This is a genomic window from Delftia acidovorans SPH-1, assembly GCF_000018665.1.
Lineage (GTDB): Bacteria > Pseudomonadota > Gammaproteobacteria > Burkholderiales > Burkholderiaceae_C > Comamonas > Comamonas acidovorans.
The window spans coordinates 497963-514557 of record NC_010002.1; the positions used below are offsets into that span (position 1 = coordinate 497963).

Annotated in this window: 15 protein-coding genes; 3 read left to right on the top strand and 12 right to left on the bottom strand. The window is 64.6% G+C overall.

Annotated features, from left to right (window positions below):
* Positions 1–54: 54 nt before the first annotated feature.
* The 12 genes from DACI_RS02345 to cadR form a co-directional block, all read right to left on the bottom strand.
* A complete protein-coding gene (locus tag DACI_RS02345; protein WP_012202400.1) occupies positions 55–879 on the bottom strand; it encodes a DUF932 domain-containing protein in 825 nt (274 codons plus the stop codon).
* 710 nt (positions 880–1589) lie between these two features.
* A complete protein-coding gene (locus tag DACI_RS02350; RefSeq protein ID WP_012202401.1) occupies positions 1590–1868 on the bottom strand; it encodes a hypothetical protein in 279 nt (92 codons plus the stop codon).
* Positions 1869–1933: 65 nt separating this feature from the next.
* Positions 1934–2284 carry a DUF2958 domain-containing protein gene (locus DACI_RS02355; protein ID WP_012202402.1) on the bottom strand — a complete coding sequence of 117 codons (351 nt, stop codon included), beginning with the start codon at positions 2282–2284 and terminating at the stop codon, positions 1934–1936.
* Positions 2285–2749: 465 nt separating this feature from the next.
* Positions 2750–3187, bottom strand: coding sequence for a copper-binding protein (locus tag DACI_RS02360; RefSeq protein ID WP_012202403.1), 438 nt, complete (start codon positions 3185–3187; stop codon positions 2750–2752).
* Between the two features lie 107 nt (positions 3188–3294).
* Positions 3295–3597: a hypothetical protein gene (locus DACI_RS02365; protein ID WP_033945460.1), complete on the bottom strand. Its 303-nt coding sequence runs from the start codon at positions 3595–3597 to the stop codon at positions 3295–3297.
* A gap of 52 nt (positions 3598–3649) precedes the next feature.
* Positions 3650–4033, bottom strand: coding sequence for a hypothetical protein (locus DACI_RS31800; protein ID WP_059038862.1), 384 nt, complete (start codon positions 4031–4033; stop codon positions 3650–3652).
* Positions 4020–7190 carry an efflux RND transporter permease subunit gene (locus DACI_RS02370; RefSeq protein ID WP_012202405.1) on the bottom strand — a complete coding sequence of 1057 codons (3171 nt, stop codon included), beginning with the start codon at positions 7188–7190 and terminating at the stop codon, positions 4020–4022. The genes DACI_RS31800 and DACI_RS02370 overlap by 14 nt, the downstream gene beginning before the upstream one ends.
* Complete coding sequence (locus DACI_RS02375; RefSeq protein ID WP_012202406.1) at positions 7187–8824, bottom strand: efflux RND transporter periplasmic adaptor subunit; 1638 nt, start codon at positions 8822–8824, stop codon at positions 7187–7189. The genes DACI_RS02370 and DACI_RS02375 overlap by 4 nt, the downstream gene beginning before the upstream one ends.
* 20 nt (positions 8825–8844) lie before the next feature.
* Complete coding sequence (locus DACI_RS02380; protein WP_012202407.1) at positions 8845–10158, bottom strand: TolC family protein; 1314 nt, start codon at positions 10156–10158, stop codon at positions 8845–8847.
* A gap of 134 nt (positions 10159–10292) precedes the next feature.
* The gene (locus tag DACI_RS02385) at positions 10293–10766 is read right to left on the bottom strand and encodes a hypothetical protein (RefSeq protein WP_012202408.1); all 474 of its coding nucleotides are present in this window, start codon (positions 10764–10766) and stop codon (positions 10293–10295) included.
* On the bottom strand, positions 10763–11284 hold the full coding sequence (locus DACI_RS02390) for a MerR family transcriptional regulator (protein ID WP_012202409.1): 522 nt from the start codon (positions 11282–11284) through the stop codon (positions 10763–10765). Before DACI_RS02390 ends, DACI_RS02385 begins: the two co-directional genes overlap by 4 nt.
* Before the next feature lie 163 nt (positions 11285–11447).
* Positions 11448–11888, bottom strand: a complete 441-nt coding sequence (gene cadR / locus DACI_RS02395) for a Cd(II)/Pb(II)-responsive transcriptional regulator (RefSeq protein WP_012202410.1) — start codon at positions 11886–11888, stop codon at positions 11448–11450.
* Between the two features lie 232 nt (positions 11889–12120).
* On the opposite strand from cadR, the gene DACI_RS02405 reads away from it, so the two are divergent.
* The 3 genes from DACI_RS02405 (at position 12121) to DACI_RS02415 (ending at position 16381) form a co-directional block, all read left to right on the top strand.
* Positions 12121–14994, top strand: coding sequence for a heavy metal translocating P-type ATPase (locus DACI_RS02405; protein WP_175866204.1), 2874 nt, complete (start codon positions 12121–12123; stop codon positions 14992–14994).
* Complete coding sequence (gene lspA, locus DACI_RS02410; protein WP_016451581.1) at positions 14984–15490, top strand: signal peptidase II; 507 nt, start codon at positions 14984–14986, stop codon at positions 15488–15490. The genes DACI_RS02405 and lspA overlap by 11 nt, the downstream gene beginning before the upstream one ends.
* Before the next feature lie 87 nt (positions 15491–15577).
* Positions 15578–16381, top strand: a complete 804-nt coding sequence (locus tag DACI_RS02415; RefSeq protein WP_012202413.1) for an undecaprenyl-diphosphate phosphatase — start codon at positions 15578–15580, stop codon at positions 16379–16381.
* Positions 16382–16595 lie beyond the last annotated feature (214 nt).

Genomic DNA, 16595 nt, shown 5'->3' on the forward strand with positions numbered 1-16595 from the left:
CAATAAGTGAAACAAGGAAATGGAGGGGAACCGCCCCTCCGGCGGGGGAACGGTTCAAGCCTTGAGCTGGCGCATACCATCGGCCAGCAGCCACAGGGCACGGTTCAGCCGAATGTCGGAATCAATGCCCTGCACGGGGCGGGTCTGCTGCCTGCGTCCGTTGGTGCTGCGCCCGGACAGGCCGCCTTTGGTGAGGTTTTCTTGAGTGCGGTTGAACACGCTCCACAAGTCCGGGCGGCGGTCGTCGAAGCGGCGCGGCATCAGAATTTGCGATTCGGTGACAGGCGCTGGCTTGTCCGGGTCGTCGTACTTCAACGCCAGCGCAGCACGGGCGAACACCTCCGATTCGCCATCGTCCAAGGTGATGCCGCGCATCAGGTCGCGCGATTCCTTCACCCGCTCGAAGCCGCTCAACACCTCATAAGCGCCTTCGATGACGTGCCCGGCCACGTTGCCTTTGTGGGGTACGCGCACATCGGCCACGGTGTCACCGCACACCAGCCCATTGCTGCACACGAAGCGGAACATTCCGGCCAGCATCTGGTAGCTGCTCGTGCCGTCATGGGAGTTCAGCAGCACGATTTCGTTAGCTTCCGCGCCGTTGATCTGGCTGGCATGGCGCAGGCGCAGCATGTGTTTCGTGTGCTCGCGCTTGCCTTCATCGCGCACGCGGGTCTGCGTCACCATGAAGGGTTGAAACCCCTCTTTGCGCAGTTCGGTCAGCACGGCGGCGGTGGGGATATAGGCGTACCGCTCGGAACGGCTCTCATGCGGTGCATCCGCGAAGATGGACGGGGCCACCCTGCGAATCTGGTCATCGGACAGCGGGTAGCCGCTGCGCAGCGCCGGGGAGTGGGAAGCGAAACGGGTTGCAAGCATGTCGTTCTCCTGAACAAAAAGGCTGTTGAAGAAAACCGCACACCGGATTCCTAGATTCGGAGCCCAGCCTTTCGGCTGTTCGGTGCGGTCGGCACGAGGAACCCGGTTGGCCCTGTTGCCACCGTCCTTCCTGAGTTCATCGCCCGCGACGGTCAGGAGCGCGCGGACGGGGGCCGTCAAGGAGACAAGCGCAGGGTTGGTGCGGCCCGCAGGCGCAGCCGAGGACACGGCCCTGCGCGCCTTGACGGCACACAGCCGCGGGCTACAGTCGCGGTGAAGGTGATGAAGTCAGGGAAGACGGCTGGACATGGCAACGGCCGTCCCTACACACCGACCGCACGGCAAGCGAAGCGCGCAGGCCCGAAGCTGGAAGCCGGGCCGGAGGCGTCAGCCGAGCGGAGCGAGGGAACGATGGAAGCCCGAAGGGGCGAGACGCCGCAGGCGGCTCGATGCGCCACGCGCACGACAGCGCGACCGGCTATCTCCCAGGTGGCCGGGGACGCCCAGCCTTCAAAGTGGAATGAACAACTGGATCAGGATGAGCAAACGCGAGGCATCGTCGATCTGCGGCTGATGTTGTCTGGCCGATCCGGCGCAGCCGGTTCGGCGGTCTTTGAGGGGTGCCAAGCATCGCGCGGCGGGGATAGCCCGCAGGGCTTTCCCCTGGAGGCAAGCGAAGCGCGCAGCGCCCCGTCAGGGGCGCGTAGGCATCATGCCGAGTCGTCAGGACGCAGGCTGGATTCCGCAACCGGCATCCACGGCGATGACGAGTCCAGCAGGTATCGCGCACCGCGCGCGTACAGACCCGACAGCCCGGTGGGCTGGTAGAACCCGGTGACGCGGCGCCGGAACTGTGCGCCGTACTCGTTGGTGTAGATCACCGCGTCGCCGATCTTGAAGCGCAAGGGCTGGCCGTTCTCCGGCGCGAACGGCTTGAGCGCATCGTGCTGCGCCGTGATTTCGATGATGTAGTCGTGATGGCTGCTCATGGCATTGATCTCCTTCGATGGTCGAGAAAGCACAAGGAGCGCCTTGCGGCGCTCCCAAGGCCAGGTCAGACAGCGATCCGCCCGGCCAAGCGCGCATCGCGCGCATAGGCGCTCAACCGCTTCTCGGCGCGGAAAGACAGGTCACGCTCGATCGGCAACCCCAGCCGCCCGCGCACCGCTGCCAGCTCGCCCAGGCTGACCCAGCCGATTTCCGGCATCCCCAGGCCCAGGTCGCAAAGACCAAAGACGTGGTCGTGGTCGTCGGGATCAATCTCGGTCAGCAGCCAGGTCGCGCCCGCATCGGGCGTGAACAGCTTGACTACGGGCGCCGGATCGAAGTCCGGGTTCTCCAAGGATGCGCGGCCGTTGGCCAGCAGCAGCGCACGCTGCTCGTCGGTGATGAATGCGTAGTTCATGCTGAACTCCTGAAAGGATGCCGGGCGGAATTGCCCAGCCCCTGCGGGTCACGGCGCAGCGCAAGCCGTCAAGGGGCACGACGGCCGCAGGCCGCAAGCGCCCATGGCGCGCCGCCCTTTACGGCGCGAACGCCGTGGCACCATGGGGAGACAGCAAGCCGCCACACCCCACCATCCAGCTACACCCGGTCTTGGCAAGCGCAGCGCGCAGGCCCTGGTCAGCAAGTTGGGCCGGAGGTGTCAGCGATGAGAGCCCGCATGGGGCGAAACCCGCAGGGGTTCAATGCGCAGCACGACAGCGTGGCCGGCCATGCTCCAGTGGCCGGGATCGCCCTGCATCTGCGGTGAAACAGAAAAACGCCTTGGGTGACGATGCTGATCACCTTGATCAATTTGCAGGAAGGATGCGACTACGAAACGCGTGCGCGTTCACCGTAGTCGCAGGCTCACATCGTCTGCGGCGCGTTATTTGACCGAGGTCACGACGTAGCCGTCACCCTCTTTCTTGAACCCGACGTGGACTTTCGCGCCCACGGCGAGTTTGTCGTACAGGGCCTTGTCCTTGACGCCAAACGCCATGGTCATCGCGGGCCACCCCAGGCTCTTGACGGGGCCATGCGCAAGGGTGACCTTGCCCTGGACCGCGTCAAATTCCTTCACCACGGCATCGGCCTCATGGGCCGCGGACTTGGCGGTGCCTTTGGCGTCCATGCCTTTCATCATGTCCTGGCACTTCTTGGCATCCATGTCCTTCATGTCCATGCCCTTCATTCCCTTCATATCCATGCAGTTCTGCATGCCCTTGCCCTCCATCTTCATGCCGCCCATGTCACCGGATTGAGCGAAGGTGATGGCGGAGAAAGACAAGGCTGCGATCAGCGTTGCGGTTGAGACGAGTTTCATGATGAGTTTCCTTTTCTGAGCTTTAAAAATGGGCCGGCCTTCTGGCAGGCCCCGGATGGAACGCGGTCACTTGGGATGGCCCGCGTTGGAGAGTCATGCGCTGGCGCTCACGACTCGGGATTCGCGCATGCCTTGACCTGGGCTTCGTAGCGTGCCTTTCGCATCCGGTTTTCTCCGGGCGTCGTTTGAGCACGCGGCCCATGATCCAGCGGCAGCACCAATGGGGCAGGCAGACATTTCACCCGCTGGCCGGAGGCGCTGTCGACTCTGGTGGTGACCGCTTGCGCAGCCCCGGCCGCTTGCCGGGCGGCACGTGCTTTCTCGATGGCCTGGAAGTCGGGGCCGGCCAGCGCGGGCAGAGAGACACCCAGCGTCAGGGCAGCAATGAGGGGGAGATACGATGTTTTCATGATGGTTTCCTCAGGTTGGCTGGATTCAAAAGTTCGAGAGGGCCTCATCGGATCAATCCAGCCACCGGCAGAACGCAACGCGCACAGGCCATCGCAGCCGTGCGTCTCCAGCATCGAAGAACCAGGTTGGAATCGGCGCCGCCGTCGCGTGCGCGAGCCAGGCCGCCGGCGCTTGTTCTCGCGCTTCGCCCTCGCCGGTGAAGGCATGGGCAACAGGAGCCGGTGCGATGACACAAGCCGCGCAGGTCTGACAATCGCCGGCGCTGCTGGACAGCGGGCGCGAGACCGCCGCCGTCATCACCGGGCCGGCATGCTGAATCTCCGCGACGGAAACGGCAGCATGCGCCACCGTGCCCAGCAGCAGTGACAGGCACAGGCAAAGCGCCGCCGCACCCCACGCGCGGTAGCCACCGGAGGAGCATTCAAGCGGCCGCACGATGACGCCTCCAGAACATCCACGGCGATGCCTTACGTTCGCGCGACCGGCGCATCAACAGGTAGGCCGCGGGAATGACGAACATCGAGAGCAACGGCGCCGTGACCATCCCGCCCACCATCGGCGCGGCGATGCGTTGCATCACCTCCGAGCCTGTTCCCGTGCCCCACATGATCGGCAGCAGGCCGGCCAGGATGACGGCCACCGTCATCGCCTTGGGGCGCACGCGCAGCACGGCGCCTTCGCGAATGGCATCCAGCAGATCGGCCTCGCTGGTCTTACCCTGGTCGGCACGCTCTTGCCAGGCGTTCTTGAGGTACAGCAGCATGATCACGCCGAATTCGGCGGACACGCCGGCCAGCGCGATGAAGCCCACGGCGCCCGCGATCGACAGGTTGTAGCCCAGCAGATACAGCAGCCAGATGCCGCCCACCAGAGCGAACGGCAGCGCCGCCATGATCAGCAGCGCCTCACCGAACGCGCCGAAGGTCAGGTACAGCAGCACGAAGATGATGAGCAGCGTGAATGGCACCACCACCTTGAGCTTGGCGGTGGCGCGCTCCAGGAACTCGAACTGGCCCGACCAGGAGATCGAGTAGCCCGGCGGCAGCTTCACTTGCTTTTCGACGGCCTGCTGCATGTCCTGCACGGCGGAGCGCAGATCCCGATCCCGGATATCGACATACACCCAGCCCGACAGGCGCGCGTTCTCGCTGCGCAGCATCGGCGGCCCGTCGGCGACGCGGATGTCGGCCACATCGGAGAGCACCAGCCGCTGGCCGCTTCCTGTCAGCACGGGCAGGACGCGCAGCTTTTCCAGCGAATCGCGCATCTCGCGCGGATAGCGCAGGTTGATCGGGAAGCGCTGCAGGCCTTCCACCGTCTCGCCGATGTTCTCGCCGCCCACGGCGGATGAAACCACCGACTGCACGTCGGCGATGTTCAACCCATAGCGCGCCGCGTCGTCGCGCCGGATGTTCACATCCACATAGCGTCCGCCGGTGAGCCGCTCGGCCAGGGCGCTGCTCACGCCCGGCACGTCCTTGAGCGTGCGCTCGATCTCGCCAGTGAGGCGGTCGATGGTCGCCAGGTCCGTGCCCGCCACCTTGACACCCACCGGACTCTTGATGCCCGTGGCCAGCATGTCGATGCGATTGCGGATCGGCGGCACCCAGATGTTGGACAGGCCCGGCACCTTGACGATGCGGTCGAGTTCCTCAACCAGCTTGTCGGTCGTCATGCCGGCGCGCCACTGGTCGCGCGGCTTGAATTGGATCGTCGTCTCGAACATCTCCAGCGGCGCGGGGTCGGTCGCGCTCTCTGCGCGGCCCGCCTTGCCGTAGACGCTCGCGACCTCCGGCACCGTCTTGATCAGGCGATCGGTCTGCTGCAGCAACTCGGCCGCTTTCCCTGCCGACAGTCCTGGCAGTGCCGAAGGCATGTACAGCAGGTCGCCTTCGTCCAGCCGCGGCATGAACTCGCCGCCGATGTGCCGCAGCGGCCACAAGCTGGTAGCCAGCACCACGAGCGCCACCACGAGCGTGAGCTTCGGGGCGCGCAACACCCTGTCGAGCAGCGGCCGGTAGACCGCGATCAGCAGGCGATTGAGCGGATTGTTCTTCTCGTCGGGGATGCGGCCACGGACCAGGTAGCCCATGAGCACCGGGATCAGGGTCACCGACAGGCCTGCCGCAGCCGCCATGGCGTAGGTCTTGGTGAACGCCAGCGGGGAGAACAGGCGTCCTTCCTGCGCTTCCAGTGTGAACACAGGCACGAAGGACAGCGTGATGATCAGCAGCGAGAAAAACAGCGCCGGCCCCACCTCCGCCGCCGATTCGCCGATGACGTGCCATCGGGCCGTCCCTTCAAGCGTCTCGCCAGGGTGTTCATGGCCCCAATGCTCCAGATGCTTATGGGCGTTCTCGATCATCACCACCGCCGCGTCGACCATCGCACCGATGGCGATCGCGATGCCCCCCAGCGACATGATGTTGGCGTTGACGCCCTGGTAGTGCATCACGATGAACGCCGCCAGGATGCCCAGGGGCAGCGAGATGATGGCGACCAGCGCCGAGCGCAGGTGGAACAGGAAGAGGAAGCAGACCACCGCAACGACGATGAATTCCTCAATCAGCTTGTGCGTGAGGTTCTCCACTGCGCGTTCGATCAGCCCCGAGCGGTCGTAGACCGGCACGATCTCCACACCTCGCGGCAGGCTGGACGCCAGGCCCTGGAGCTTGCCCTTGACCGCAGCAATGGTCTGCAGCGCGTTCTTTCCCGAGCGCATCACGATCACGCCGCCGACGGCCTCTCCCTCGCCGTTGAGTTCGCCGATGCCGCGCCGCATTTCCGGACCGATCTGCACCCGCGCTACGTCGCCCAGACGCACCGACACGCCGGCGGCTGTCGTCATGAGCGGCACCTTCCTAAAATCTTCCAGGCTCCCCAGGTAGCCCGAGGCGCGCACCATGTACTCGGCCTCGCCGAGTTCGAGCACCGAGCCGCCCGTCTCCTGGTTCGCGCGCTGGATCGCCTCCACGACCTTGGTGTGCGGGATGCCGTAGGCCGCAAGCTTGTCCGGATCGAGCACGATCTGGTACTGGCGCACCATGCCGCCCACGGAAGCGACCTCGGCCACGTCGGGCACGGTCTTCAGCTCGTACTTGAGAAACCAGTCCTGCAGCGCGCGCAGTTGCGAGATGTCCATCTTGCCGCTGCGGTCGATCAACGCATACTCGTAGATCCAACCGACGCCGGTCGCGTCTGGACCCAATGAGGCTTTGGCCTGGGCGGGCAATCTCGACTGCACCTGGTTCAGGTATTCGAGCACCCGGGAGCGCGCCCAGTATGGGTCGGTTCCGTCCTCGAACAGCACGTAGACAAAGGAGTCGCCAAAGAACGAGTAGCCGCGCACCGCCTTGGCCCCCGGCACCGAAAGCATCGTCGTGGTCAGCGGGTACGTGACCTGGTTCTCGACGATGCGCGGCGCCTGACCCGGATAGGTGGTGCGGATGATGACCTGCACGTCCGACAGGTCGGGCAGCGCATCCAGCGGTGTGCGTTGCACCGCATAGATGCCCCAGGCGCTGAGCGCCACGGTGGCCAGCAGCACGAGGAAGCGGTTGGCGATGGACCAGCGGATCAGCTTGGCGATCATGGCTTGCCTCCGGCCGCCATCGGCGTGACGCGAGTGAGTTGCGGCAGGTCGTCCGCGCCCATGAAGAACTCGAAGCTCACGCGGTCGCCGACCTGCACCTTGGGTGCCGAGCCGTCAGGCGGCAGCTTGAAATCCATCGTCATCGGGCCCCATTTCAGCGTGGGGATCGCACCGTGCGACAGGGTCAGCGCGTCCTTGCCGATGCCGACGACCTTGGCCTCACCGGAATGCCGCGGCGCGCTGGCGGCCATCGGGACCGGCGGTGAAGCTGCTGCCACCGCCGACGGCGCGCTGTTCAGGCGGGCTTCGACGCCCTTGAGGCTGGCCTCCGAATCGATCAGGAATTGCGACGACACGACCACGCGCTGGCCGGCCGAGAGGCCGTGCTTGATCTCGGTCTGGCCACCGCTCTCGATACCGGCATCGACTTCGGCGGGACGGAAGCGCCCGTTGTCTTCGGCCACGATCACGACCGTGCGTTTGCCGGTCTGGATCACCGCCTCGGTAGGCACGAGCAGCGTCTTGTCGGGGCGCATGTCCACGAAGTTCATCGTCACGAACATGCCCGGCACCAGCCGGCCGCCCGGGTTGGCAAGCTCCATGCGCGCCTTCAGCGTGCGCGTGCTCGGGTTCACCTCGGGCAGGATCGCCTGCACCTTGCCATCGAAGCTGCTGCCGGGCGCGGCCGGGCTTCTGGCCTGCACCTTGGCGCCCGGTCGCAGCAGCGCGGCCTGGCTCTCCGGCACCTCGGCGTTGGCCCATACGGTGGAAAGGCTGTTGATGCGGAACAGCGTCGCACCCGGCGCCACCGTCATGCCTTCGCGCGCCAGCACTTCGACCGCCACTCCGCCGAGGGGCGCGCTCAGCGTGATGCGCGGCTGGGTCTGGCCGCTGCGCTCGACCAGCGCGATCTGGGCATCGTCCATGCCAACCTGACGCATGCGCTGGCGCGCACCGTCCACGAGTCCACCCAGGTCCGTGCCTTTCATGCGCCGTACCGACAGGAACTCTTCCTGCGCAGCAATCCAGTCCGGGACATAAAGGCTGACCAAGGGCTGCCCTTTGGCAACCGGGTCCAGCGTGGCGCGCACGTGCAGGCGCTCGACATAGCCGGTGGCACGCGCCTGCACGATCGCCTGGTCGCGCTCGTTGAAAGCGATGCTGCCAACAGCGGACAGCTGCGGCGACAGCGTGCCTTCGGTCACTTCAGCGGTTCGCACGCCGAGGTTCTGCTGGATGCGCGAGCTGACGGTGACCTTGCCCTGGTCCGCATCGCCGTCGGCGTAGACCGGCGACATCATCATGTCCATGAAGGGTGACTTGCCCGGCTTGTCGAACTTGTTCGCCGGTACCATGGGATCGTTGTAGTACAGGATCTTCTTGCCATTGGCGGGATCGACGTCGCCGGCCTTGAGGCCGGCCGCGATATGCCGCCGCGTGGCGTCCTCGCCCGACTCATTGGCAGGCGCAGCAACAGCGGGAGTCGCCGCTTGCGGCGATGCCATGCCACTGGGATTCGAAGGCGTGGCCGGCATGTCGGCTCCGTGGCGCATGCCGAGGGTGTAGAGGCCGTAGCCGGCGGCGCCCAGCACGCCGGCGGCGACGAGGGCCATCACGAGGTTTTTGGTTTTCATGGGAGGTCTCTCGGTTGTGCTCAGGGGCGGGGTGCGGCCGTGTCGTGACCAGCCGGCACCAGGTAGTTCAGTTGTGCCCACAGGCGCGCCGCGCCCATTTCCAGGCGCAAGCGTTCGACGCGCGTGTCAATCTCGGCGCGGCGTGCCTCTAGCACCGCGGTCAAGGTGCCCGCGTTGCCGCGGTAGGCGGCGATCGAGGCGCGCGTGCGCTCGGTGGCCAGTGGCAGCAGCGAGCTGTCGTAGCGCGCCAGGCGCTCTCGGTCGCTGCGCCATTCCTGCAGCATCGCCAGTGCCTCGGCCACATGGGCGCGCGTGGCTTCCTCGCGCTCGGCGCGCTTTTGCTCGACACTGGCGAGCTTGGCGGCCAGCTCGCGGTCCTGGCGGTTTTTCTGGTCCCACTGCAGCGGGATCGAAACATTGAGCGAGACCATGTTCGAGTAGGCCGGGCCGCGCTGGCTGTACATCAGCTCGACGCTCACATCGGTCTTCTTGTTGGCTTGCGCGATGTCGGCTTCGGCCTGCGCGACCTCTTCCTGCTTTTGCATCACGGCGATTTCAGGGTGGTGGGCCAACTGGGCTTCCAAATCCTGCGGGCTCAGGCGAACCATATCCAATGCCGGAACCGAGCCCAGGGGATCGCTTGCGACGGAGCCAATCCAGCGCGCCAGTTGCGTGCGGGCCGTGGCGACCTGGCGCTCGGCCTGCTCGATGCGGTCGTCGATCTGGGCGACCGCCGAACGGGCGGCGAACACATCGGCTTGCGTGCCGCGCCCGCCCCGGTAGGCGGCATCAGCGGCGTCGATCTGCAGGCGCGCTTCGTCGCGCTGGGTCACCAGCATGTCGCGCACACGCTCCTGGAAGAGACGGTCCAGCCAGGCCAAGGCGGTGTCGCGCTGCAGGTTGGCGAGCGCCAGGCTGCGCCCGGCCTCGGCGACTTCGGCCTCGCGCTCGTAGCGCCCGGCACGGGCCTTGAGTTTGTCTTCGCGTGTGAACTCCTGCATCACGCCGATGGAGCGCATGGTCATGAAGTCGCGCGTCGGGCTGAACCGATCCGCGCCGTTGACGGGCAGGTTGTTGATGCCGAGCTTGAGGGTGGGGTCTGGCCGCTGTCCGGCGGCGACCGCCATGTCCCGTGCGGCCGATGCCGTCGCATCCTGGGCCACGAGCGCGCGAGAACGGGTTTGTGCCAGGCGCAGCGCCTGATCCAGCGTCAGGCCGTCGGCGGCATGGGCTGCACCGGCGCCCATGGCGAATGCCGCAACGATGCCGGCAGCAAGCCTGCGCCATGGCACAGCGCCGCCCGGCGTGCGGAAAGAAAAAGAGTCGATGAACATGGGATCTCCAGTTGACGAATGCCATCAGGTCGAATGGAGCTTGGCGGGGGCGAGCGGAAACTCGCGGACACGCGCAAGCGCGACCGATCGGTCTGGTTCAGCCGGCTCAGGCCGGCCGCACCAGCGTCAGGAGATCAAATGCGAAAACAGCAGTGCAGGATGGCGTGCGGCGGAGACGCCGCGACGCGCCGGAATATCACGTCGGCCGAAGGCCAGCCATGCCCGAGAGGCTCGGGTTGCACCGGAAGGGTGTAGAGGGTCGTCAGCAGCGCCGCGGGTACGGTCGGGGCCGACGCATGGTCGGCGCTTTGCTGGCCGAAACGGCAGTGCTCTACGCACAAGTTGGCGGCGTTGTCGTCGATTTGGTCGCAGCTCGCCATGGCGGCCATGTCTGACGTTGCGACCATGTCGGGCGACACGGCCATCGCAGCACCGGCCTCATCACCGGGCATCGCCGCGGCCGACGCATTCAGGGCCATCGTCGGAAGCGACTGCGGCATGCCCGACAGTGCGGGGCAGGCGTAGGCAGCGATGGCCAACTGGCCGAAGACCAGCACACCGAGCATCAGCCGGCAGACGAATCGCCTGAACATGCGCGTCATCGTCATGCGGCCACCCCATCAGTGCGGTGATAGGCTTCAGCGCCCGGCCGCACGGATCTGCGTCGGCCGGCAACGCTTGCCTGCGCAACGAGGCTCGGATCGGCGATGGCCGGATCTAAGTCCTGCTCCCCGGTCAGCGCGGCGATGATCGAACAGGCCGAACCTTCTGGCGCTTTGGCGCAGCAATCGGCCAGATTTTCCAGCGCCGAGGCCATCGACTGCAGGTCGGCCACGCGCTCCCGGATCTCCGCGATGCGTTCGCGGGTGATTTCCCGCACGCGCAGCCGATCACGCTTGGTACTCAAGGACATCAGTTCGGCGATGTCCTCCAGCGAGTACCCCAATGCCTGAGCCCGCTTGATGAAGCGCAGACGACGGACATCGTCCTCCGAATACTGCCGGAAGCCGCCGTCCACGCGATCCGGCGCAGCCAGCAATCCACCGCGCTGGTAATAGCGCACCGCCTCCACGCCAACGCCTGCCGCGTCGGCGAGTTTGCGTATGGTGAATGCATGGGTCGGCATGGGGAAAAGAATGGCTCAGGCGATCGAACGACGAAAAGACTCTATGTCTGTTGTTTGGTACGTAGTTTAGGCGGTCTTGCCGGCGCATGTCAACACAGCCTTCGCCTGCTGCCAGTGCTTGCGCACAGGCGTCTTGCCCTGCGCCATCGATAGATCTGTTTGACTACGCTTCCCGCTGCGCTGCAGAGACCAGCTCGCCAAGGATGCCGCACTCTTTCGCTTGATGTCCTGCGGAGCAGCGGGCGCGCAGCGTCGTCAGTTGCCTTTCCAGTGCTTTCAAGCTGGTCAGGCGGGCACGCACCCTCGCAATCTGCTCGTCGACCAGCCGGTTGATGTCCGCGCAATCCTCATCCGGACGGGATGTGAAGTTCAGGAGCCGCCTGACATCGGCCAGAGGAATGTCCAAGGCCCGGCAGTGGCGGACAAAGGACAGTCCATCGATGTGTTCCGTCCCGTATACCCGGTATCCATTGGTCTGCCGAGCTGGCGGCGGCAACACCCCCGTCCTCTCGTAGAACCGGATCGTGTCGGTGTCCACGCCGGTGGCGTGGCTCAACTCGCCAATTTTCATCGCAGAACACTCACATGTTGTCAGGACATGCATCGTAGCCGCTTGACCTTGGAGCTACTCCAAGGTGTGAAATAGCCCTTGTAAATGAAAGCACAAGGGGAACGGCACCTGTCGCAACGCTGTCGGCGTCTGCGCTTTGGCTCTCCTGCGCGGAGACTGGCAAAGCTGGCCCGTCTCACCACCTGACTCTTGAAGAAGAACGGATCGATCCATGAAAGCAGACACCGAAACCTCCTGCACCACGGCGTGCTGTTCAGCGAGCGCCATGAGCGCAGCGGCGACCGTTGAGCCACTCGTGACCCACTTCGGGATAGCCAACATGGATTGCCCCAGCGAGGAGGCTCAGATTCGCAAGCGCTTGGCGCAGGTCGATGGCGTCCGGGATATGGCTTTCGACTTGACCCGTCGCCGCCTTGAGGTCACACGCGAACCAGCTGGACAGAACGCCATCCTGCGCGCGCTGCACGACATCGGCATGCGGGCGGTCGTGGAACCCGCGCCGCAGCAGGTCATCTACTTCATCAAGGAGATGGACTGTCCCAGCGAAGAGCGCCAGTTGCGCTCGATGCTGGAGCCACTGGCGGGCGTGCAGGCGGTGGACTTCGATCTGAAGGCCCACACGCTGACGGTGACCCATTCGCTGACCGATACAGCCCCGATTGCCAGGACCATCGAAGGCCTGGGAATGAAGCCGGTGGAAAAGACGGCGGGCAGCATGCCAATCGCTGTCGAAGCCCTCATCCCCAGCACGGCGGCGTCGCAAACCCCGGCACCGGCGACAGGGAACGGTACACGCTTCCTTATTCCGAACATGGATTGCCCTACCGAAGAGGCAACGATCCGCAAGCGCCTTGGTGCGGTCGATGGCATCGAACGGCTGGATTTCGACCTGATGGGGCGACGGCTCGATGTCCAGCACCGTCTGCCCGACCCCGCGCCGATCCTCAAGGCCCTGAACGATGTAGGCATGAAGGCCAGCATTGAGCACGCTGACGACACCGGGCCGCAGGGCCAGGCCGTGTACCTGATCGAAAAAATGGACTGCCCGACCGAGGAGGGCCTGCTGCGCAAGGCGCTCGAAGGCATGCCTGGGGTGAAGGCCCTGGATTTCAACCTGATGGGCCGCACGCTGACCGTGAGCCACGAGCTTGTCGATCTGGCTCCGGTGACCAGCGCGATCGAGCGGCTCGGCATGGCTCCAGTGCTCCAAAGCGCCTCCGACCCGGCGCCATCCGCTCCCCGTGAGTTCGGCACCGGCATCTCGCGCGGGCAATGGATTCGGATGGCGGTCTCCGGCGTGCTGGCGCTCGGCGCGGAGGCCATGGTCTTCGCGGGTGCTCCCGAGGCCTCCTGGCCCATCATTCTTGCTTGCCTCGCGGCCATCGGCCTGGGTGGGGTCGAGACCCTCAAGAAGGGCTGGATCGCGCTGAAGACGCGTTCGCTGAACATGAACCTGTTGATGACGGTCGCCGTCATCGGCGCGGCGCTGATCGGCCAGTGGCCCGAGGCGGCGGTGGTCATCTGGCTCTTCGGCATCGCCGAGATGATCGAGGCCTTGAGCCTGGATCGGGCCCGCAATGCCATCCGCAAGCTGATGGACCTGGCGCCAGAGAACGCATTGGTGCGCCAGCCCGACGGTCAATGGCGCGAGGTCAAGGCGGATACCGTGCCACTCGGAAGTGTTGTGCGGGTGCGTCCGGGCGAACGCATCGCACTGGATGGCGAAGTCGTCGCGGGACAGTCGTCGGTGAACCAGGCGCCGATCACCGGCGAAAGCATGCCGGTGGAGAAGACCGCCGGTGCCACGGTCTTCGCCGGCACCATCAACGAGCGCGGCACGCTGGAGTTCCGCGTTACCTCGCGCAAGGGCGAAACCACCCTCGACCGCATTGCACGATCGGTCCAGGAAGCGCAGGGACAACGCGCGCCCACGCAACGCTTCGTGGACAAGTTCGCCGGCATCTATACACCCGCGGTGTTTGCGCTTGCCCTTGCCGTGGCGGTCATTCCTCCGCTCGCTTTCGGGCAGCCCTGGTTCGAATGGGTCTACAAGGCGCTGGTGATGCTGGTCATTGCCTGCCCCTGCGCATTGGTGATCTCCACGCCGGTTACCGTGGTCAGCGGCCTGGCAGCTGCCGCACGCCGAGGCATCCTGGTCAAGGGCGGTCTTTACCTCGAACAAGGGCGGCACCTGAAATCGGTGGCCCTGGACAAGACCGGGACCCTGACCCATGGGCGCCCCGCACTGACCGATGTCATATCGCTGCGCGGCCTGCCGAAGGAAGAAGTTCTGCGCATTGCAGCGAGCATCGATGCTCTGTCGGAGCATCCTGTGGCCACCGCCATCGTGGCGGGCTACAACCAACCGCATGCCCAGGTGGACAAGTTCGAGGCGATCCCTGGACGCGGCGTCAAAGGCAACGTCGATGGAGATGTCTATTACGTCGGCAACCACCGGCTGATCAAAGAGCTGGGACTTTCAACACTTGAGGTCGAGACTCAGCTCGATGCGTTGGAGTACCAGGCCAAGACCGTTGTGCTCCTCGCCACGGACCAGCAAGTACTCGCCCTGCTGGCCGTGGCCGACACAGTGCGCGACACCAGCCGGCAAGCGATCGCCGAACTCAAGTCGCTGGGAATCGAACCAGTCATGTTGACTGGCGATAACGCGAAAACCGCGCAAGCCGTGGCTGCCCAGGTCGGCATCACCAGCGCCAAGGGCGAGTTGCTGCCGCAGGACAAGCTGCAGGCAATCGAAGAACTGCTCTCACGCGGGCCAGTCGGCATGGTGGGCGACGGCGTCAACGACGCACCGGCATTGGCCAAGTCGAGCATAGGCTTCGCAATGGGCGCAGCTGGCACCGACACGGCAATCGAAACGGCCGACGTCGCATTGATGCAGGACAACCTGCGCAAGCTTCCAGAGTTCATCCGGCTGTCACAGCGCGTAGCCGGCATCCTGACGGCCAACATCGTCTTTGCGCTTGGAACAAAGGCGGTGTTCATGGCCTTGGCCTTTACTGGACATGCAAGTCTGTGGCTGGCGATTCTGGCCGACATGGGTGCCAGTCTGGCGGTCGTTTTCAATGGGATGCGCTTGCTGCGGTCGTCTGAGGACATCAAGCCACATGGCCATTGATAGGGCTGTCTTGCGGATGTACCTGTTGGCCGTGACGGTGCTTGCCGCCGACGTAGCGACCAAGGCGGCCATCGTCGCGTGGATTCCCTTGTATGGCTCCCATGAAATCACGCCATGGTTCAACATCGGGCATTGGCTGAATCCAGGCGCGGCCTTCAGCTTCTTGGCGCAGGCGGGTGGGTGGCAACGCGGCTTTTTTATTGTTATTGGCGTCGCTGCTTCTGCCTTTCTCACCTGGCTCATTGCCCGCGAGAAGACTGCAACACCTGAGGCCGTGGGCTATGCAGCAATTCTCGGCGGCGCGCTCGGCAATGTTCTTGATCGAGTGCGGCATGGGGCCGTGGTGGACTGGCTCGATTTTCATTGGGGCGATTGGCACTGGCCTGCGTTCAATGCAGCCGACGTTGGCATCACCCTGGGAGCGGGGCTTCTGCTGATCGCCGCGTTTCGCGGCCGCGGCCGAAACGGCGCAGATTCCCATTCGCCAGCACGATGATCCAGATTTTCATTGACACATGCGGAGCCGTGAGCACGGCTTCGGAGAAACCGATGTCCCACTCGGCGCTACCACTGCCGCCTGCAAATGCACGCTGAACTCGTTCTCAAGACGCTAATGATGGGCGTCGTCGAAGGCATCACGGAATTCTTGCCAGTCTCCTCGACGGGGCATTTGATCCTAGCGGGCAATGCGCTCTCATTCCTTGCGAAAGAGAAGCGCGACGTCTTTGAAGTGTTCATCCAGTTCGGCGCGATGCTCGCGGTCATCTGGGAATATAGGGCTCGTCTGGCAAGCGTTGTTGTCTCAGCGCATGCCGACCAAGGCTCCCGCCGGTTTTTAGTGAACCTTGCCATTGCATTTATGCCCGCGGCAGTGCTCGGACTGCTGATTGGATCTCATGTGCAGAGGCTGCTTTTCAGTCCGGGGCCGGTGGCCGTCGCACTCGTTGTCGGTGGCATCGCGATCCTGTGGGCTGAGCGACGCCCCGTGCAAGTGAAGGCTGAGCGTGCCGAACAGATCAGCCGAATCGACGCACTGAAGATTGGTTTCGTGCAGTGCCTTGCGCTCTGGCCGGGTACTTCGCGCTCAGGCGCGACGATTATCGGCGGGCTATGGTTCGGGGCTTCGCGGCAGGCTGCGACGGAGTTTTCGTTTTTCCTCGGCATTCCAATCTTGGGGGCCGCCTCGGTATACAACCTCTTCAAGCACTGGGGCGCATTGTCGAGCGACGACATCGGCGTTTTTGCAATGGGTTTCATTGCTTCTTTCGCATTTGCGCTGCTTGCGATACGCCTTCTGATGCGTTATTTGACCGGACATGGATTTGGAGTTTTTGCGTGGTATCGCATTGCACTGGGAACGCTAATCTTGGTAGCGGTCGCCACGTAACCTTTCACTGGCGATGACGACGACCCATGTGGACGCTGTTGAAGGCCTTCTGCACAACAGGCCGTGGCGCAGGGCCATACGTGCAGCGAAAGGTGCGCGGCGTAGTTAGCCCCATCATTTTTCGCCGGCAACAGGCAAATCTTCGTTTTAGAACCTTCGCTCGCACTGCATCGTGCAACGCCCAGTGGTCCGAGTCATCGATAAAATGAGAATC